The organism is Pontibacter akesuensis (assembly GCF_001611675.1).
Taxonomy (GTDB): Bacteria; Bacteroidota; Bacteroidia; order Cytophagales; family Hymenobacteraceae; genus Pontibacter; species Pontibacter akesuensis.
Window position 1 is genome coordinate 823998 of the sequence record NZ_CP014766.1, and the last position, 18927, is coordinate 842924.

15 protein-coding genes and 1 tRNA gene are annotated in these 18927 nt (G+C 53.2%); 11 read left to right on the forward strand and 5 right to left on the reverse strand.

Annotated elements, in window-relative coordinates:
* The first annotated feature begins 6 nt into the window (after window positions 1-6).
* Both A0W33_RS03425 and A0W33_RS03430 read left to right on the forward strand, forming a co-directional pair.
* Window positions 7-486, forward strand: coding sequence for an RDD family protein (locus A0W33_RS03425; protein ID WP_068836874.1), 480 nt, complete (start codon window positions 7-9; stop codon window positions 484-486).
* A gap of 182 nt (window positions 487-668) precedes the next feature.
* Window positions 669-1100 carry an RDD family protein gene (locus A0W33_RS03430; protein WP_068836875.1) on the forward strand — a complete coding sequence of 144 codons (432 nt, stop codon included), beginning with the start codon at window positions 669-671 and terminating at the stop codon, window positions 1098-1100.
* Here the strand turns inward: A0W33_RS03430 and A0W33_RS03435 are convergent, their stop codons facing one another.
* From A0W33_RS03435 to A0W33_RS03455, 5 genes are all read right to left on the reverse strand, one after another.
* Window positions 1101-2381: a DUF389 domain-containing protein gene (locus A0W33_RS03435; RefSeq protein WP_068836876.1), complete on the reverse strand. Its 1281-nt coding sequence runs from the start codon at window positions 2379-2381 to the stop codon at window positions 1101-1103.
* Window positions 2382-2501: 120 nt separating this feature from the next.
* On the reverse strand, window positions 2502-3083 hold the full coding sequence (locus A0W33_RS03440) for a histidine phosphatase family protein (protein ID WP_068836877.1): 582 nt from the start codon (window positions 3081-3083) through the stop codon (window positions 2502-2504).
* Window positions 3084-3122: 39 nt separating this feature from the next.
* Window positions 3123-6002, reverse strand: coding sequence for a tetratricopeptide repeat protein (locus A0W33_RS03445; RefSeq protein ID WP_068836878.1), 2880 nt, complete (start codon window positions 6000-6002; stop codon window positions 3123-3125).
* Between the two features lie 268 nt (window positions 6003-6270).
* Window positions 6271-6352: transfer RNA gene (locus tag A0W33_RS03450), tRNA-Leu, on the reverse strand.
* Between the two features lie 237 nt (window positions 6353-6589).
* The gene (locus A0W33_RS03455) at window positions 6590-7306 is read right to left on the reverse strand and encodes a phosphatase PAP2 family protein (RefSeq protein ID WP_068836879.1); all 717 of its coding nucleotides are present in this window, start codon (window positions 7304-7306) and stop codon (window positions 6590-6592) included.
* 94 nt (window positions 7307-7400) lie between these two features.
* Here A0W33_RS03455 and thpR point away from each other — a divergent pair, with 94 nt between their 5' ends.
* From thpR to A0W33_RS03500, 9 genes are all read left to right on the forward strand, one after another.
* Window positions 7401-7946, forward strand: a complete 546-nt coding sequence (gene thpR, locus A0W33_RS03460; protein WP_068836880.1) for an RNA 2',3'-cyclic phosphodiesterase — start codon at window positions 7401-7403, stop codon at window positions 7944-7946.
* Between the two features lie 66 nt (window positions 7947-8012).
* Window positions 8013-8504 carry a CinA family protein gene (locus A0W33_RS03465; protein ID WP_068836881.1) on the forward strand — a complete coding sequence of 164 codons (492 nt, stop codon included), beginning with the start codon at window positions 8013-8015 and terminating at the stop codon, window positions 8502-8504.
* A gap of 34 nt (window positions 8505-8538) precedes the next feature.
* Window positions 8539-9192, forward strand: a complete 654-nt coding sequence (locus tag A0W33_RS03470; protein WP_068836882.1) for a class I SAM-dependent methyltransferase — start codon at window positions 8539-8541, stop codon at window positions 9190-9192.
* 789 nt (window positions 9193-9981) lie between these two features.
* Window positions 9982-11814: a M61 family metallopeptidase gene (locus A0W33_RS03475; protein WP_068836883.1), complete on the forward strand. Its 1833-nt coding sequence runs from the start codon at window positions 9982-9984 to the stop codon at window positions 11812-11814.
* Between the two features lie 95 nt (window positions 11815-11909).
* Window positions 11910-12578, forward strand: a complete 669-nt coding sequence (locus tag A0W33_RS03480) for a hypothetical protein (protein ID WP_068836884.1) — start codon at window positions 11910-11912, stop codon at window positions 12576-12578.
* Between the two features lie 265 nt (window positions 12579-12843).
* Complete coding sequence (locus tag A0W33_RS03485; RefSeq protein ID WP_068836885.1) at window positions 12844-13866, forward strand: MBL fold metallo-hydrolase; 1023 nt, start codon at window positions 12844-12846, stop codon at window positions 13864-13866.
* Between the two features lie 71 nt (window positions 13867-13937).
* The gene (locus A0W33_RS03490) at window positions 13938-15413 is read left to right on the forward strand and encodes a sodium:solute symporter (RefSeq protein ID WP_068836886.1); all 1476 of its coding nucleotides are present in this window, start codon (window positions 13938-13940) and stop codon (window positions 15411-15413) included.
* Between the two features lie 898 nt (window positions 15414-16311).
* Window positions 16312-18135: an ABC transporter ATP-binding protein gene (locus A0W33_RS03495; protein WP_068836887.1), complete on the forward strand. Its 1824-nt coding sequence runs from the start codon at window positions 16312-16314 to the stop codon at window positions 18133-18135.
* A gap of 224 nt (window positions 18136-18359) precedes the next feature.
* Window positions 18360-18863 carry a hypothetical protein gene (locus A0W33_RS03500; RefSeq protein WP_244888614.1) on the forward strand — a complete coding sequence of 168 codons (504 nt, stop codon included), beginning with the start codon at window positions 18360-18362 and terminating at the stop codon, window positions 18861-18863.
* Window positions 18864-18927 lie beyond the last annotated feature (64 nt).

Genomic DNA, 18927 nt, shown 5'->3' on the forward strand with positions numbered 1-18927 from the left:
TTACCCATGCAACTTTACCAACACGACGAGGACAACACGCCTCTAGCCCTTGCCTACGCCCGTTTCTGGACCCGGCTTTCTGCTTTTTTTGTGGATGCCCTCCTAATGTCCCTCGCGCTGGCGCTGCTCATTCCAATTCTTGGCCTTCCGCTGGCACCGGAGCTGGATGATTGGGAAAACCGGGCGAAATTACAGGGAATCAGCGCCTTTATCGGGTGGCTATACTACGCCGGCTTTGAGAGTTCAGCCAAACAGGCCACTTTGGGAAAGCAACTCTTCGGCATTTTTGTAACGGATACGCAGGGGTACCCCTTGTCATTTGCCCGCGCCAGCGGCCGCTACTTTGGCAAGCTGCTGTCGGGCCTGATCTTCCTGATCGGGTACATTATGGCTGCCTTCACCAAACGCCGCCAGGCCCTGCACGACATGCTGGCCAACACCCTGGTATTGCAACACCCGGGCGTAAAGCAGGAGCAGGAAAATTAGCTTTTTCTAATACTTGTAACTGCCTGGGATAATCCCACTACGTGGTAACTCAGGGAAAAACACCTCATCGCACAAACATCAAACCCCTGGTTTTTAACACGGTACAAAACAAAAATCATCCATGGCTGTAACCAAGTGTCTGGCTGCAAGTATAGTAAGGTTCCCGAATAACTTTACCATATATGCAGGCCACTTTTACCGAATCTAACACGAACGCTGAACTCGCCACCCTTGGCCCCCGACTTACCGCCTTTGCCCTGGATGTGCTGCTGCTGCTCACGTTAATAGGGCTGGCTGATTATTTCACCATTAGCACCGACGAAAACGCGCTGTTCCTGAAACCTGAACGGCTTCTGCACCTGGTGCTGGGCTGGCTATACTTTGCCGGCGGCGAAACCTGCTACTGCCAGGCCACCCCAGGCAAATACCTCCTCCACCTGCGCGTGACCACTACCCGCGGTAGCCGCCCCTCCTTTAGGGCGACAACAATACGGTTTTTTGCCCGACCATTTTCCGTTCTGCTTTTCACGCTTCGCTTCCTCGTAAGCGCTCCCTCTGATACTCGCAGCATGTTTCACGACCGGCTGGCAAACTCACAGGTGGTAAAAAACTAATTAGGGCTTCTCGGCTTTACCGGGGTAATTCAGCACGGTGATACTGAACATTGGGTCGGCGTTCCAGTCTTCGGCCTTCACACGCGCATACAGTACTTCACTCACCAGCTTCTTTACCTCTTCATCTGTCATAGCATCGTTGCGCTTGTACAGGTATACCTCGCAAATAACGGGGTTCAGGTTGGGTAACGTGCCGCGGGTAAAACGAGCATTCACCTCAATGGGCTCAATCCCTTCCATCTTGTTTAGCTCGGTACGAATAACGGAGGCTATCTGTACATTTACACTGCCTTTCTGCAGGCCCGGCTGCCCGGCGTATTGCCAGTACAGCAGCCCTGCCACCAGCAGCGTAGACACGGCCAGCGAAAGTTTGAAGACATAGGCCTTCCCATCTGCAAAGCGCACCCCATTGGTCGTAACTTTGCCCATGTACCGGAATATTAGCGCAGCCGTGAGTTGGATGACTGCCAATTGCAGCAGCAACAGAAACACGCCGCTCCGCACCAGTTGCCAGTTGCCAAAGTTCACCGCCATGCCAATCAGGCCGGTGGGTGGCGCCAGCGAAGCCGCCACCAGCACCCCTACGGCAGCGCCAGGCACTAAACTGTCCCGTTCCGACGAAATCAGGTTAACGCCGCCTGCCAGGCCTGCCACTATGGGCAGCAGTATCGACATCTGCGAAATATGGCTCACCGAGACCATCAAAGGCGTTGCGAATTTCTGATCGATAAAAAAAGACAGCAGGAAGGTCACGAGGATACCTGTGCCAATCGCCATAAAATAGCGCATCAGGCTTTGCTTTAGCAACTGCATTTTGCCTGCCGCGGCGGCCAGGGCCGCATTCATGGCCGGCCCGGCAAATGGCGACACCAGCATGGCGGCCACCAGCAGGTATACAGTGCCGGTGTACAAGCCAACCCAAACTAAAATTCCGCCTGCCGCCGAATAGATAAGCATTCCCTTTTTCGATCCGACACTCTGTATACCTCCCAAAAATATTTCAATCGGGCTGCGCAGGGACACATCTGCCACCTGGTCGGGCGCCTCACCCTGCGGAGGGTACAGCGTAATAATACCGCGTGGAATGAGGGTAATTTCTGCGTCCTCATATTTGCTGATGCTTTCTAAAAAGCTGCTTACCTTCTGGTTGTTCAGGTGCAGGGTCAACAGTTCTCCGTCCTCCAGTGGCTGCAACTGCAGATTTTTTCCGTTGTGCTCCTTGGCTATTTTTTGTATTTCTCTACCTTCTCCTTGTTTTACTTTAATAGATAGTTGGCGCATAAGTTTCTGTTTGTCTTCTTTATATTACGGCGGCACCTGCTGTTGGTGTTTAGTTAAAAAGCAAAAGCCCCCTGCAGCCTTTGCTGCAGGGGGCTTTTGAAAAGTGGATCGCTCGCCGTTTTAGTTGCTGGTCGCGCCATACTTGTCTGTCTCTACCGTTGCGGTGCCATTGGGCGCCACAGTAACTTTAAAGATGTAATCGTACTGCTGTTCCGAGATATCCGACACCGGACGCTTTGCCCCAAGGGCCTCCACGAGCGGCAGCAGGGTGTTTGAGTGGCCTGCTACCACCACGGTCTGGCCAGCATGGTTTTGCAACAATTTCTCCGTAATCCCTTTAAAATCGTGCGCCTCATACTGCTGCACTTCTAGCTGGGCGCTTTCGGCAATTGGCTTCAGTGTATTTTTTGTGCGCATGTACTTGGTGGCGTACAGGGCATCTACCTGCTGCCCCTCCAGCAGTGAGCGCAATGCCTCTGCCCGCGCCACTCCCGCTGAGGTCAGGTCCGGGTCCTGGTTGCCCGGGTCCGATATATCTTTCTCTGCGTGGCGCACCAGGTAAATCACCGTAGGCTGAGCGTTGTTGTCTACCGGATTCACCACCGTCAGCGCTCCTTCCTGTCCGGTTGGCGCCTGTTGGCAGGCAGCAAAAAGCAGCATCAAAAGAAATACCCATGCCTGTTTTAGTAGTGTTTTTTTCATGTAATCGAAGTTGTTGGTTAGATGGTTTGGATGTATGGATTAATTGGATTGTGTTAAATGCTCTCCTGCCTCCTGCACGTTCTGGGCATCCTGCCGGCGCTTCTTCTGCTGTAGCAGCTGCACCAGCCGCTGCCGGATGTCCAGCTGGTAAGGGTACAGCAACAGCGACCGCTCATAGGTGCGGATGGCACTACCCGCCTGGCCCTTTGCTTCCTGCATACGCCCTTTAGCAGCTAGTTGCTGCGCCTGTTCTACCACTGTCTGCGGCTTAGGCAGTTGCTTTAAGGTTGCTTTGGCCTTGTCAGCTTCTCCCAGCGCCGCCAGCACCGGCACCAGCAGGTGCTGCTCCGCCACAGCCAGTTTTGCCTTGCCATCCAGCAAAGGTTGCGCGGCAGCCCGGGCAGCATCTTTGTTGCCCAGCTGCAGGTGGTAATCAGCCATGCGCACCATAAAATCTGCCCGTGGCACGCCAGCGGCGGCAAGAATGCGCTGGGCCTCCTCCAGCGTTTCGATGGCTGCTTTAGACTTGCCCTGAGCCGCCAGCACATCCGCGTACTGCTTGCGGAGCTCATAACGCTGTGGCTTTAGCGCAACGAGCTTCTTCAGCTCCTGCGCTGCCTCGTCTGTGGCGCGAGTGGTACCCTTTAGCCAGTTGGCATAGGCCAGCGCCTCGTCGCGGCTGTCGCGGAGGTAGGTGGAGATTGTGGGAGCATTTGCCGCATACGTCTCAGCGACGGCAATTGCCTCGGGTACCATGCCATAATCCGCGTAGAACTCCCGGAAGCGCTCGTTTATGCTGGCACGCGTAAGCAGGTCGTTTTCGAGTGCCGCTGCTTTCTGGTAGAGCGCCACCTGGCGCATCATGGCATCAGTGGCTTTTAATTTGCCGCTGCGTTTCATGGCTTCGTACAAGTTGGCCTCGGCCACATACACCGGAGCGTAATCAGGGTTAACTTTTATTGCCCTGTCCAGCCACTCCCTTGCCGCCTGATACTCCTGCTGTTCCTGCTTCACACCTGCGTAGGCAAGTATGGCGGGTTGGTAGGCCGCATCCCACACCAGGGCACTGTCTAAGTATACTGTGGCTTTTTTCAGATCTTTCTGCCGCTGCGCCTGCTCAGCCAGGTTCAGGTATACCTGGGCCCAGTTACTGGCCATGGCCTGCTTGTCTCCTGCCAAGTAAGCCTGCTGCCGCTTCACCAAGCCATCCAGGAAAGTATAAAGCTCGGGGTCTTTGGCTTTAAGGTCGGCGGTGGTATTGATGGACTTATGATTGAGCGGGTGCACTTTCACCGGCTCAAAGTAGGCTGGATAGGTTTGGGCCAAGTACTCGTGCTCGTTGTTGGCAGAGTAATAGTCGAGGGTGCGGTTTTCGGCCATGGCCTGGTTGTAGAGCCGGCGCACCTCACGCTTCTCGGCATCGGTGAAAACGCTCTGGTGGAAAAGGTGTACATACTCATGCAGCACCACGTTTCGCTCCAGGTATGAGCCACGCACCACGTACTCAATGCCCGCCGCACCGCTGCCCACGCCCCGGATATCCATCCACTGGCGGTTATCGAACGTGGTAGCCTGCCGGAAGTACGGTGAGCCCATGGCAATCGTCAGATCAACGTGCAGCGGCGGAATCACGAATTTTTCGTCTTGTTTAGAGAGAAACGGAAAGTACACGATGCTCTCATACAGCTGCGACCACACCATCTGCTGCACTTCCTTGCCTGGGTAATAGGCGGCATCCGGGAAAACACGTGCAAAGTTCTTCGGGTCTTTAATCACCGTTTGCTCCACCACCTGGTGCAGCGAGTCATAATTGTGGAGGTAAGTAAGTTGCTTTTGCTTGATCACGGCGGCAAGGGCATTATGAGCCGGACCGTAATGCTCTTTTTTGTCCAGGATGCGCTGAAAAATAGCCTGGGCAGAATCAAGCCGCGCCACCCGCTCCATATCAAAGGCCATATAGTAGGCAGAGCCCCTCAGCATGGCAGGCAAAACAGAGGCTTTATACTTCTGCTGCACCATCTGGATCTCAGCTAGCGCCTCTCTCAGTTTATTTTCCGACAACAGTTTATCAGCTGAGGCTAGTGCCTTCCGTACTTCCTCGTCTTCCGGCTGGGCGTAGTCGGCATAGGTTAAATTTGTGTGTCCGTTGCCCCAATGCCAGTGCGTGACGTAGTGCAGCGGGTTCAGCGCCAGCGCCAGCTCCCACTGCGCCGCCATGGCGTCGAGCTGGGTGGCATCTACGCGCCGCCAGATGGCATAGCCGTAGCTAAAGCGGGCATCCGCGTTAAAGGGGTCTAAGGTCAGGCTGTTGATGAGCGGCTGCTCGGCCAGCTCCGGCTTTTGGTTCCAGAAATGCACATCCGACTCCAGCAGGTAAGCCTGGGCATTCTCCGGGTTCCAGACCTGTACTTTCTTTGCCCATCCCAACGCCTCATCATACTTCTTCTGCAGCATCAGGGCACGGCCTACCGCCAAGGCAGCGGCTTCGTCTTTTGGGTTCTTCCGGAGCAGATGCTTAGCGGTGGCCTTTGCTTTTTCCAGTTCCCATGCCTGCACCTGCAGTTTGCTTTGCAGCAGCAGTGCCTCGCGCTCCTGAGGGCTTTTCTGCAGCACCTCCTGCACTAGTTTCTCTGCCCGCTCAAATTCGTTCTGAAGTATGGCGAGCCGTGCCTGCACCAGTTTTGCCTCCTGATCTGGCTCTGCCGCCTGCAGCACTTGTTTTGCCTGCTGCCAGGCACCCAGATCCAACAGCCGCGAAGCCTTTGCGGCGGGGCTGGTGTTTGCAGTCAGTGCCTCCTGTCGCTCCTGTTGCAGCTTTTGCCGCACGGCAGCCACTTCATCGGGGTGCTGGGCGAAAGCGGAAAGACTGGCCAGAAACGCGGCACTGCAGAGCAGGAGTTTTTTTGGAGTGAGGAGCATTGGGAGGTGGCTTGGTTTTCTAATCTCTAAAAATAGCAACTTCCGCCTACTGATGAAAGCCTGCTCCCCTAAACTTCAGAATTGGACTATCTGCTGCCGGAATTTGCGGGTATGAGGCCTCCTCGGTGTGGCATTTGGCACAAGCGAAGCTTGTGCCAGCGGGATTAGTTAGTGGAAGCGGGGTTTAAGGAGGGTTTCCCTGGCCTGAGCACGGCAGAAAACAAAAAAGGCTAACCCGAAGATTAGCCTTTTTTAATGAAGTATGATGTGCGCACGGGGAGATTCGAACTCCCACACCCGAAGGCACAGGCTTCTGAGACCTGCACGTCTACCAGTTTCGCCACGTGCGCAAAACTCGTTACACTACTTCAAAATCCCCAAAACCCTTAAACCCTTTGCGTTGATTGGGATTGCAAAATTAGCAGGCATTTCAGAATATGCAATACTTCAGAATAAAAATTTCTGATCTGGTTATGCAAATTCCGACGCAAAAGGAGCCTGGCACCTGCTGCATGAGCTGTAATTATCTGGAAGTGTGCTTCTTAATACAGCCATCCCTGTTTAAAAATATTTTTTTGCGATCTGCGCTATTTCACAACCGGATCGTCCTCCAGCACAGGAGTGATCTCCTTTTTAGAGTATCGCTCGATGCGGCGCAGTGCCCCGATGCCAATGATTACCCACAGAAAACCCGCCGCGAAACCGGCTACCACATCCGTAGCGTAATGCACCCGCAGGTAAATGCGGCTGAAGCCAATCAAAAAGGCGAAAGTCAGCAGCAGCACCGTGAGCGTATACTTCAGGGCCTTGCTTTCCACATTTTGCCAGACCAGGTATATGATCAGGCCGTAAAAAGAGGCTGCCATCATGCTGTGCCCGCTCGGAAAGCTTAGGCCCGAAGCCTTCACCAGGGGCTCCATGGGCCGCTCTCTGTCAAAAAAATACTTCAAGATAAGATTGAGCGATATACTGCCCAGAGCCACAACCGGCACTTTGAGGGAGTACCAGCGGTGTTTGCGCACAAACAGAAAATAGGCAATCAGGATCAAGCCAGCCGGAATCAGGAACTGCTGTGAGGCAAAAAAAGTAATGAACTTGATAAAGCTGTCCATGGCCGGGCTGCCCAAGCTGGCCGCAAAGTCGAAGGCTGCCTCATCGAACCCAAGGGTATCGCCCTGTAGCAACTCGGCCCCGATATAGAGAAACGTGACAATGCACACCAGGAAAAGGAGCCATACAAACAGCAACTCGAAGGTGAAAAGCGCCGCGCCCGCCGCAACTCTTTTATATATGTTTCGGATCATACGGAATTAATTTCGTTTAAAACCTGAAGAAATCCTGCTGCCAGGGCCTCTTTGTTTTTACGCATTTACCATCATAAACGTACCCTTTAAAACTATGAAAGACACTATCAGGTTGTTTGTAGCCGCTATTTTGCCCCCTGACGTACAAAATACGCTGCAGCAGCACCTACAGCCCTATACGCACCCGGCCATTCGGTTTCTGCCTGTACAGAACCTGCACCTCACCTTGTTCTTTATCGGCAACGTGCCGCAGGAGCAGCTCACAAGTATAACCCACAGGGTGCAGGAAGTAGCCCAGCGGCATCAGCCTTTTATACTTGACCTGGAGCAGCTGGAGCCGGGACCGAACCGCAGGCAGCCGCGTTTGCTGTGGGCACGTTTTGCCGCCAATCCCACTTTTGAGGCGCTTAGCTATGAACTATCGGCGGCCCTGGCACAGCAGCCGGCAAAAAAGCTGAAGCCCATTCCGCATGTTACGCTGGCCCGCTTTAAGAAGGACAAACCTGTCCCCGCTGATCTGCCGGTAGTAGAATTGGATGCCCCGCTTCAGCTGCCTGTGCCGGAAATAGCCCTGTGGCAGTCGGAACTGGCTTCGCCGCACCCAGTTTACTCAGTTCTAAAGCATTTCCCGCTCTCGTAAAACCACAAAACCCGACGGCGCCAAAACGAGTAAACCAAGCTTCATTTATACTTTAAATTTTACCCCATGGATCCGAAAGAGCTGACTGAGCTGATGATGGAATTAAAGGACAAGGGCCTGACGGTGGCATTTGCAGAGAGTTGCACCGCCGGTTTGCTGGCCTCTGAGTTTGTGCGCGCCAAAGGCAGCAGCGATGTGTTTAAGGGAAGTATGGTGGTGTACCAGCCCGAGGTGAAGCAGAAACTGCTGAACGTTAAAAAGGAAACCCTTGAGTTATACACCGCAGAGTCGCAGCAGGTAACTAACGAGATGGTGATGGGCCTGAAAAAGCAGTTGGATGCTGACTTTAGCATTGCCACCACCGGCTTGCTGGGCCAAGGAGGCTCTGAGACGGCTGAAAAGCCTGTGGGCACAGTGTTTATCTCTTTCCTGTATGACGGCAAGGCAGAGGAGTTCCGCGAGGTGTTTAAGGGTGATGGCGAGAAGATGCGCCAGCAAGTTGTAGCCTTTGTTTTCAAGAAGATAAAAGGCGTGCTGGACCAACACTATAACCGCTAACATGTATTTTTGAGGCATCAAGCAAAGAACCAACTTGCCCAAACTCCCCGACAGCGGCTTTTCCCGAACAGCTCCCTTTTATGATACGCTGGCGCACCTGGTATACGGCCGATCGCTGCAGCAGGCGCAGCTGGCTTTATTGCCGGCCATACCTGCACAGGCGCGGGTGCTCGTAATTGGCGGGGGCAGCGGCTGGATTTTACTGCAACTGCTGCAAACCGCGAAACGGCTCGATATTTTATACCTGGATGCCGCCCCGGCAATGCTTCAGCGCGCGCAGAAAAAATATGCCCAGGGCAGGCAGGCTCATACGTGTACTGTCAGTTTCAGGCTAGGCAACGAAGATAGCCTGCAGCCTCAGGAACGCTTCGATGTAATCCTAACGCCTTTCCTGCTCGACCTTTTCCCGCCTAAGCGCCTGCAACACCTCATGGGGAACTTGGCGCATGCCCTTGCTCCTGAAGGGAAATGGCTCTTCGCTGATTTCTGGCCAGTACAACAGCCGCCGCCGCTGTGGCAAAGGCTTCTGATCCGGGGCATGTATACTTTTTTCGGCCTGATCAGCGGCGTACAGGCCAGGCAACTCCCGGATTATGAAGAGCATTTTAGTTTATTGGGCTTTAAAGAGAAGTATAGCCAACAGTTCTATGGCGGTATGGTGCAGGCGAAGGTGTTTGAGAGAGGCTAGAAAGGTAATTTTTTTGTAAGCTATTGCTTGCCTTCTCCTAAATAGCCACACTGATTACCTCTGTCCCTCCTTTTCAAAAGTTGTGGTTTATCTTTAACAAGCGTTTTCGAAGGCTTCGATGGCTCCCTGGCCCTCTCCCCAAGGAGCATAGTAATCTGCTGGTGGCTTGGCTGAAGTATGAAAGTCAAGCGCAACTTTCTGTGCACGATTAACCCACCCCTGCCCCTCCGAGGAGGGGAATGCTCAGCAGTAGTAAAAACATCCCCCTACCCCCTCCAAAGGAGGACTTTAGGTTAAAGTTGCATGAACAGTGGCTACTAGAACTGATTCCATTCCTTGGGTGGGGGTAGGGGCCCTCGAAAAAGAGCGCCTTTGGAGGTTTTCGGTCCCGCTGGAGGCGGGATTGCAAAGCGTAAGTGAGCAAAGAAAAGGTCCCAGCGCGATGCCCGAGGACGGGGCTTCGCTTATATAGGGCCCCTACCCCAGCCGTGAGCGCCCCAAAGTAGGAGGTGAAACATTAGGTATTTGGGAGTTAGAGGATGAGCCGTTGCTTGAAAAGATAGCTTGTTCTGAGTTGCGGAAAGCAGAAGCTATGCAAGTATAGCAGAAGCAGTTAACGGCACAAGCGGACGCTTACGCCAGATAAGTATGTTAGAAGAGTAGCTACAGCAGCTATAAATTCCGACAAAATCAACATCCTAAATCTGCGACTTTTAACTATAACAACCACAAATTGCTCCCCTCCTCCCCAATCACTATATTTAAATCCTGAACTACTCCCACTACCCCATGAAGTCTAAACTATACAGCCTGCTTGGCCTGGCGCTAGGTTTGATGGCCCAACCCGCACTGGCACAGCAGCAGGCACGGTATGAACTGTCTTTCCCGAACGCGGTGCACCACGAGGCGGAGATAAAAATCACGTTTTCGGATGTGAAGACGGACACGCTGAAAGTGCTGATGCCGCGCACCTCGCCCGGACGCTACGCCATACATGAGTTTGCCAAGAACGTGTACAACGTGCGCGCCACCAATGCACAGGGCCAGCCGCTCCGAATCTTCCGCCCGAACACGAGCGAGTGGGACGTGCTGGGGCACCAAGGAGAAGTAATCATCACCTATACCTTATTTGCAGACCATGCCGACGGCACCTATGCCGGTGTGGACGAAACGCACGCGCACCTGAACATGCCGGCCACTCTGATGTATGCGAGGAGCTTTGAAAAATCCCCTGCCTACGTCACCTTCAACATACCTGAGGGCAGCAACTGGAAAGTAGCCACACAGCTAAAGCAGGAACAGGGCAACACGTATTTCGCGCCTGATTTTCAGTACCTGATGGACAGCCCGACCGAGTTGAGCAACTTCGATTTCGCGGAATGGACGGTGAACGAGAACGGCAATCCTAAAACTATCCAGGTGGCGCTCCATCACCGGGGTACAGCGGAGCAGTTTCAGCAGTATGTGACCCAGACGAGAAAAATTGTAGCAGAGCAGCGCGCGGTGTATGGCGAATTGCCCGACTACGATTTCGGCCGCTATACCTTTATCGGCTGCTACATGCCGCAGGCCGTGGGCGATGGCATGGAACACCGCAACTCCACCATCCTCACCAGCTCCAGGCCACTGGCTACGGCTATGAGTTCTCTGCTGAACACGGTATCACATGAGTTCTTTCATGCATGGAATGTGGAGCGCATCCGTCCGAAAACACTGGAGCCCTTCAATTTTCAGGAGGCGAACATGAGCGAGGCGCTGTGGCTGGCTGAAGGATTTACCAGCTATTACGGCGATTTAACGCTCGCCCGCACCGGCATTTTTAATGTAAAGGAGTATGCAGAGAATTTGGCCGGAGACCTGAACTACGTGCTGCTTTCGCCTGGCCGCCAGTACCACAACTTGGCACAGATGAGCCAGCAGGCGCCCTTTGTAGATGCAGCCCGCTCTGTAGACCCTGTGAACCGCCACAATACGTTTATCTCTTACTATACTTATGGCAGCATGCTCGGCCTTGCCCTAGACATGACGCTGCGCCAGCAGCACAACAAAACACTCGACGATTACATGCAGGCGCTCTGGCGCAAGTATGGCTCACCGGAAAAGCCCTATACCTCAGCCGACCTGCAGGAAACGTTGGCGGGAGTAAGCGGCGATGCGGCCTGGGCAAAGCAGATTTTTGAGCAAAGCGTAAATGGCAGCCGGTTGCCGGACTATGCCCCGCTCTTAGCCCAGGCTGGCCTGGAGTTGCGCAAGGCAAAGCCCGGAGAGGCTACGCTGGCCATGGTTTCGCTGAACCACAAGGCGGGCGGAGCCGAGATCATGAACGGTACTTTTGTGAATTCAGAGGCGTATAAGGCAGGTTTGGATCGTGGCGATGTGATTCTGACGCTGGACGGCCGCAAGATCAAAGGCGAGAAAGACTTGCAGAAAGTGCTCAAGGCGCACAAACCCGGCGACAGCATTCCGGTAACATTTAACCGCCTCGGCCAGACCCGCAGCACCACCATAGTGCTGGAGGAGGTGCCAACGCTGGAGGTGGTGACGTTTGAAAGTATAAACAAGCAGGTGACGCCGGAAATAAAGCAGTTTCGCAGTGCCTGGCTGGGTTCCAAGGCAAAGTAGTGCAATAACACTAAGGGCAGCGCGTTTTAGTGAAGTTGCTTTTGAACCATCAAAGCGCTACCTTAGTATAAGCATTTATACTTCAGAGATTTCACGTGAAAAATATACTTAGAACATTAATGGCGGCTGGCCTGCTGTACGCCGGTCAGGCAACAGCACAGGAGGTGAAGCCTAGCCTGAATGCAGCGCCAGTGCCTACAGCAGAAATGACTGCCCCGGTTGCGGCCACTGCTTCAGAAGCAAGTATAGCTGCCGATGAGAAGCCATCCTGGACTGGCCCAAAGCTTAGCTACGGCCTTAACATGGGTGCCAGCTTCAGCAGCGCGTATGGCAGTGCCACTTTTGTGGAGCCAACTGTGCGCTACCAGGTTAGCAATCGCTTCCGGGTAAACGCCGGCATGAGCTATGTGCACACCACGCCTTACCAAACCTCCTTTACCGGTGCCGAGGGCACTACGGTGATGTACCGCAACAACGGTGGCAGCCACTATATCGGCAGTGTCGGGGTCGATTACCTGGCCAGCGACCGGCTTATACTTAGCGGCAACATCTGGAAAGACTTTTCGAACATGCCAGCCAACGGGCTGAATGGCGGCTTCTACAGCCCCGGCCGCATGGGCGCTGATTTCAGGGCCACGTACAAGGTTACCAGCAACTTTACCATCACAGGCGGTATTCGCTACACAGACGGCGCCTCGCCTTACGGCAGCCCCTACGGAAACCAAGGCTTCGGCTACGGCAACCCGAACAGTCTCTGGTACTAGTGCTGCGCCAAATTAGAAATGATGAATTATGAATTAGAAATGATTCATAAAAAGACTTCAACACATTTTTTAATGACACGGGCTAACTCAAAAGATTAAATTGGTCAAGCACGAGGAATAGTCACCTATAAAATCATAAAACGCTTTCCTGCACGACAGGAAAGCGTTTTATGTTTACAGCCGTACCGGATTCCACCGCATTTGTATCTGCTTAACCTTAACCGCCGTTATGCTGTTATAGGAACAGAACCAACAAAGACACACTTTGCAGCAGCACAATACCACCATCCGCCATGTACGTAACGAACGCCTCGAAACCATAAAGCCCGGTTACCGCGGCAACAAAACCATCGACGGCCAGTTTGCCAATGGCGAGGAACTTTTCAACCCGCCGTTCAGGAAGGTATTGCGCTGGCAGCTGACAAAGAACCCGCAGCGTGAGGAGAAGAAGCACGATACCTATACACCGCACGTACAGGTGGGCAGCGATTTCATTCACAGCGATCAGGACATGGTGGTCTGGCTGGGTCACGCCTCGTTTTTCATTCGCCTGAACGGTGTTACGTTTATAACCGATCCGATCTTCTACGACCTGCCCCTGGTGAAGCGCCGCGTGAGGATGCCCTGCTCTCCGGAAGAGCTGCGCCACATCGATTTCCTGCTGCTCTCCCACGGACACCGCGATCACCTCGACAAGCAGTCTGTTCACACTGTTTTTAAGAGCAACCCGCAGGTAAAGGCCCTGATCCCCTTGCGCGCCGGGAATATCCTGCGGGGTATAGAACCGCAGTTGCCGTACCAGGAAGCAGGCTGGTTCCAGAAGTTTGACCTGGTGCCCGGTCAGGTGGAAGTATACTTTATGCCCGCCTCCCACTGGCACCGCCGCGGCTTGCTGGACATGAACAAGGTGCTTTGGGGGAGCTTTGTGCTCAAAACCCCCGAGCTTACCCTGTACTTTGCCGGGGATTCTGCCCTGGCCCCGCATTTTGAGGAGATTGAGAACCTGCTCGGCCCGATGGATGTGTGCATTATGCCCGTAGGCGCCTACAAGCCGGCTTTTATGATGAGCAAGAGCCATATGAACCCGCACGAAGCCATCAAAGCCTACAACTTATTGCGCGGCGGCGTGTTTATCCCGATGCACTACGGCACCTACGACCTCTCTGACGAGCCGGCAAGCGAGCCTGTACGCCTGCTGGAGCAAGTAGCCGCTTCCGGGGCACTGCGCGGGCTACGGATTCCGGCTGTTGGCGAGCCGGTGCTGTTAAATGACAACCTGCTACAATAGCTTGGGATGCTAGTTTTGCTATATTTGTAAATCCGGCATAATCGCCGCGTTTACGAACTATAGTTTATACTATGTCCTCTACCCTTATTATTGGCCTGATAGTCGCCTACTTTTGCATTCTTATTTTTATATCCTACCTCACCAGCCGAAACACCGATTCCGATACCTTCTTTCTGGCTAACCGAAACTCGCCCTGGTACGTGGTGGCTTTTGGTATGATCGGCACCTCACTCTCGGGTGTTACCTTTGTGTCGATACCTGGTATGGTGGCTGCAGCCCAGTTTTCGTACCTGCAGTTGGTGCTGGGGTACCTGCTCGGCTATTTTGTGATTGCCACGGTACTGATGCCTATGTACTACCGCCTGAACCTCGTATCGATTTATACTTATCTGGAGGACCGTTTCGGGTACTGGTCGTACAAAACCGGGGCGGCGTTTTTCCTGCTTTCCCGCACGCTGGGTGCTGCTATTCGCCTATTTCTGGTAGCGGGTGTGCTGCAGCTGGCTGTTTTCAACGATCTGGGTGTTCCGTTCTCCGTTTCGGTGGTCATCACCATTCTGCTCATCTGGGTATACACGTTCCGGGGCGGCATGAAAACCATCATCTGGACAGACACTTTTCAGACCGCCGCCATGTTGCTTGCTGTTGCAACCAGCATCTGGCTAATCTCCGATGAACTGAACCTGGGCTTCCAGGGCCTGATAGACACGGTGCAAGCAAGCGAATACTCTCAGGTGTTTTTCTGGGATGTGAAGGACAGCAAGTACTTTCTGAAGCAATTCTTCTCCGGCGCTTTCATTGCCATCGTGATGACGGGCCTGGACCAGGACATGATGCAGAAAAACCTAAGCTGCAAAAACATCGGCGAGGCCCAGAAAAACATGTTCTGGTTCAGCATTATCCTGGTGTTCGTGAACATCCTGTTCCTGGCGCTCGGTGCTTTGCTTTACATTTATGCCAACGCCAAGGGCATTGCGCTGCCAACCCGTGGCGACGATGTGTTCCCGTTCCTGGCTCTGAACCATTTCACCTACTTTGCGGGCATCGTTTTTATATTGGGCATCATTGCCATCACCTACGCCTCCGCCGACTCTGCCCTCACCGCCCTCACCACTTCCTTTTGCGTCGATTTCCTGGACTTCAAGAACAAGACTGAGCAAGAGAGGGTCCGCATCCGCTATATTGTGCACGCGGGTATTTCGCTTGTAATGGTGGTGGTGATTATTGTCTTTGATATCCTGAACAACCAAAACGTAATCACGGCTGTGTTTAAGGTGGCGGGCTATACATATGGTCCGTTGCTGGGGCTTTATGCTTTTGGACTTTACACCAAGCGCGCCGTCCGCGACAGGTTTGTGCCCGCCGTTTGTGTTATCGCACCGCTGCTCACGCTCATCATCAGCTTCAATTCTGTAGACTGGTTCTGGGGCTACGAGTTTGGCTTCGAGGTGCTCATCCTCAACGGCTTCCTGACGTTTGTTGGCCTGATGGGCATTTCCACTGGCCGAATCGATGAACTGGAGCTTGCGCAAGAACAGACAGTGTAATCTATACTTGAGTTTTAATCTCAAAGGAAGCACTTTATGTGCCTCCTTTTTTTGTGGCTGTTTATACTTCCTAGACGCTCGCAGGAGCTGCGCACACTGCGAGGTCTTTGGGTGCTGGAATAGTTGTAGTTCTTGGAGGTGTACCCCCCTCACCCTAGCCCTCTCCCCGAGGGGCGAGGGAATACTGCTGTTGGTTTGGCTGCAGTGTCTGCGCTTTAGTCTCGGTTATTGTGATAACCCACCCCTGCCCCTCCGAGGAGGGGAATCTACCTTACTGCTGATACTCAAGTATAAGTTACAAAGCTGATGCTATGGAGTGGCTTTATGAACCAATTCCAGTCCTTGGGTTGAGCGCCTTGTGCATGTTGCGGTGCCCGCTAGGGCAGCCCGCAGCGGAGCGAGGAGCAGCTTCATGCACACAGCGCGAGGCCCGAGGACGAGGCCTCGCGGCCGTGAGCGCTCCAAAGTATGGAATGAAACATTGGGTATGTGCGAACTGGAGGATGAACAGCAGCTAGTAAGGATAGCTTGTTTGAAATTGCGGCATGCAGATGATATAGAAGTATAAACTGTAGTTAGCAAAGGTAGATTAAGTCACAAGCGGATGCTTGCGCCAGGGAAGGACTGGAGGCTAAACGGCATCTAGAAATAATTGCAAGCCGGCAAAACGAAATATGAAGTGCAACTAACAAGTGGCGGTAGCAGCTAAAAATCACTCGCACACCACATCCCGTCACACAAACAGCCATTCTTTCCGCATAATGCTTACCTTTGTAAGATTTTGCAGGGCGGTGGCATTATTAGGCTTGTTTGGCTGTTATACCACTATACCTACACGGCTGCAGAGGCTTTGATTAAGCCTACAGCCGCCTTTACACACTAAAGCAGCGTACTATTAATGGCTAAACGCGGATTCGGGTCAGGCAACAACGGCGAACAGGATCAAGAGGGCAGAAAGAAGATCAGCAAAGAGAGCTTTCGCCGTGGCCTCCAGGTTTTCAGGTATGTACTTCCTTACAAAGTAAAATTCATTATCGGTCTTGTGTTCCTGGTGCTGTCTAGCCTTACGTTCATGGCTTTTCCGTACCTGGTGGGCAAGCTGTTCGATTCGGCTGGCGGCAATGCCAATGGGTTGTTGCAGGACATTAACATGATTGCGCTGGGCCTATTCGGCATTATCATGCTGCAGGGCATCTTCTCCTTTTTCAGGGTATTCTTCTTTGCACAGGTAAGTGAGAACGCGGTGGCCGATTTGCGCCGTGACCTCTACAGTAAGTTTGTGCAGCTGCCCCTGGCTTTTTACGAGAAACGCCGCATCGGCGAAATCACCAGCCGCATCACCACCGACGTGGCGCAGGTGCAGGATGCCATGTCCATTACGCTGGCAGAGCTTTTCCGGCAGATAACCACCCTTGTGGTTGGTGTGATTGTGATCATGTTCATGTCGATCAAGCTGTCGCTGTTTATGCTGGCCACCTTTCCGGTGTTAGTGGCACTGGCGCTGGTGTTTGGCCGCCGTATCAAAACCCTTTCCAAAAAGACGCAGGACGAGCTTGCCAACACGAACGTGATTGTGGAGGAAACACTGCAGGCCATCAATACGGTGAAGGCATTTACCAACGAAATGTTTGAAGTGAACCGCTACAAGACTACTCTGAGCAGAGCCGTTAAAACAGCCCTCACCACAGCTTATTTCCGCGGCGCTTTTATCTCCTTCATCATTGTGGGCTTGTTTGGCGGTATTATATTGGTGATCTGGTACGGCGTAACGCTGGTGGCAAACGGCGAACTGGCGCAGGGCGATCTGGTTTCCTTTGTGCTATACACGGTCTTTATTGGGGCATCTGTGGGTGGCCTGGGTGATTTGTATGGTAAGGTGCAGTCAGCCCTGGGTGCGACAGAGCGTATTCTGGAGATACTGCAGGAACAGGAGGAGCCAACCGATAAGAGCTACATCAGCTTAAGCGAAATTCCGAGGATGGAGGGCAATATCGCCTACCGCCACGTGGCATTCGCCTACCCTACCCGCCCGGATCTGCAGGTGCTGGGGGATATAAACTTTAACGTGCGGGCCGGCGAGAAAGTAGCCTTGGTGGGCCCAAGCGGTTCCGGAAAGTCTACCATCATACAGCTGCTCATGCGCTATTACGATGTGCTGGGCGGAAGTATAACGGTGGATGGCCGGGATATCCGGGACCTGAACCTGACCATGCTGCGCGGAAACATAGGCGTGGTACCGCAGGAAGTGCTCCTGTTCGGAGGCACCATCCGCGAGAACATCGCCTATGGCCGCCCAGAAGCAACAGCAGCTGAAATAGAAAGCGCCGCCCGCAAAGCGAATGCCTACGATTTTATCATGTCTTTCCCCGAAGGGTTGGAAACGCTGGTGGGCGAGCGTGGCATCAAGCTCTCTGGTGGGCAGCGTCAGCGCGTAGCCATTGCCCGGGCTATACTGAAAGACCCGGCCATACTTATACTTGATGAGGCTACGAGTGCCCTGGACTCCGAGTCGGAGCACCTGGTGCAGCAGGCCATGGACGAGCTGATGAAAGACCGTACCACCATCGTAATCGCCCACCGTTTGGCCACCATACGCAAGGTAGACAAGATCCTGGTGATTGAAAATGGCGAAATTGTGGAGGAAGGCTCGCATGAGGAGCTTTCGCTGAACCCGGAAGGAATGTATGCAAACCTGCTGAAGCTGCAGTTTGAGTTAAGCTAGCGGTATTTTGAATTCTGACTTAGGTGCCACTATCTTTGCTTTCTTACAAAACACCGTCTCTTTTCCAGTTTAAGAATAAAAATGAACACCAGCCTGCGCTCTATTTTGCAGCCCGGGCTAGCTTTACCGCCATCACACCACAACTTATAAACCCTTATTTATTTCAAATGCACTTCCTTTTCAAATTACGCTTAAGGTTTTTCTTATTGGTATCGTTTCTACTTTTGGCTGGCGCAGCGCAAGCTCAGGACGACGAGGGAAAAGAAGGCCCCGAGATAGAAGTACCCGGTAAGGAATTTACCGCCCTTAGCGCCTATTACCTCGAGATCGGCAACAACTCAGATGCCTATTCCATCAACTACGACCGCATTGTGTACACGCGCGACATCTTTAAAGCCGCTGTCCGCATTGGATTGGGAACCAACATCTTCTTTCAGGAAAATGAGCCTGGCGTTTACCCGGTGGTACCGGTGGAGGCCATCGGCATGTTCGGGCGCTATGAGAAGCACCTGGAGCTTGGCCTGGGCTATACCCGCCGCTTCACCGACGAGCCAGACCTGTTGCAGAACATGTACTTCGGCCGGGTTGGCTTCCGGTACCAAAAGCCGAACGGAGGCCTGGTGGTGCGTGTTGCCGTGACTCCATTTATCTCGCCCGAAAACAAATCCTCGTCCTCAGGGTTAGCTGTTGTGCCCCGGTTTGGCTTAAGTATAGGCCGCAGCTTCTAGCCTTGCTGAATTCATAGATCGGCGGCTAAACAACGTTCGTTTTAAACGCAGATAATTTGTAATA